The organism is Streptomyces sp. CNH287 (genome assembly GCF_000424825.1).
In genome coordinates this window covers 1-1,338 of the sequence record NZ_AUKQ01000051.1, presented here as the reverse complement: position 1 = coordinate 1,338, position 1,338 = coordinate 1, and the positions used below count along the sequence as shown (strand labels likewise).

General features: G+C 65.4%; 1 protein-coding gene. It reads left to right on the top strand.

Annotation, left to right across the window (positions count from 1 at the left end):
• Positions 1 to 58 precede the first annotated feature (58 nt).
• Positions 59 to 1,311 (top strand): IS3 family transposase gene (locus tag H299_RS0123690; RefSeq protein ID WP_486587400.1). Its coding sequence is split into 2 segments (ribosomal slippage): positions 59 to 341 and positions 341 to 1,311, totalling 1,254 coding nucleotides; the frame shifts between segments, so codons are not numbered across the junction.
• Positions 1,312 to 1,338: the final 27 nt, after the last annotated feature.

Below are 1,338 nucleotides of genomic sequence, written 5' to 3'. Positions count from 1 at the left end.
CATGCGCCTGAACCGTTCCGGGTTCGGTGGAGACTCGATTCCGTGAAAGGATTGAGTCATGGCACGCCCTTCCTCCTATCCCTCTGAGCTGCGCAAACGAGCGGTCCGTATGGTCGCCGAGGTCCGTGGTGACTATCCGAACGAGTCGGCCGCCTTGAGGGCGGTCGCCCAGAAGCTCGGGATCGGTTCGGCCGAGACCCTGCGGAACTGGGTGAAGCGGGACGAGGTCGACTCCGGGCAACGGCCGGGGACGACCACGGAGGAGTCCGCGCAGATCAAGGCGATGAAGAAGGAGATCGCCGAGCTGAAGCGGGCGAACGACATCTTGAAGGCTGCGGCGAGTTTCTTCGCGGCCGAGCTCGACCGGCCACACACACGCTCGTAGCGTTCATCGACGAGCACCGGGCCCGCTTCGGCGGTGTCGAGCCGATCTGCCGCGTGCTCACCGAGCACGACTGCAAGATCGCCCCTTCCACCTACTACGCCCACCACAAACGCCTCCAGGCCCCGGCGGCCCGCACCGTCCGTGATGCGGAGCTGAAGCCGCTCATCCAGCAGATCTTCGAGGTCAACTACCGTGTCTACGGGGCCAGGAAGGTCTGGCGTGAGCTGCACCGCCAGGGTCACCTCGTGGCCCGGTGCACCGTCGAACGCCTGATGCGCGAGTTGGGTGTCGCCGGTGCCGTCCGGGGGAAGAAGATCATCACCACGATCCCGGACGGCAGCGTCGAGCGGGCGCCGGACCTGCTGGACCGCAACTTCGTCGCGCCGGCCCCCAACCGCTGCTGGGTCGCCGACTTCACTCACGTCAGCACCTGGTCGGGAGTGGTCTACGTCGCCTTCGTCGTGGACACCTTCTCCCGCCGGATCGTCGGCTGGTCCGCCGCCCTGTCGAAGGAGACACGGCTCGTCCTGGACGCGCTGGACATGGCCCTGTGGCAACGTGACCGCGACGAACAGCCGCATCAGCGGGGCGAGTTGATACATCACTCCGATGCCGGTTCGCAATACACGAGTTTCCGACTCGCCGAGCACCTGGACGCCGCCGGCATCGCGGCCTCGATCGGCTCCGTCGGCGACGCCTACGACAACGCCCTCATGGAGTCCACGATCGGCCTGTTCAAGACCGAGCTGATCAAACCCGGGCGACCCTGGAGGACGCTCTCCCAGGTTGAGCTGGCCACCGCGGAATGGGTCGACTGGTACTGCCACCGCCGACTCCACGGTGAAATAGGGCACATCCCACCCGCCGAGTACGAGACCAACTACTACTTCATGGCCACGAAACCCCAGGTCACAACCACAAACTGAAGTCTCTACCGAACCCGGAACGGTTCA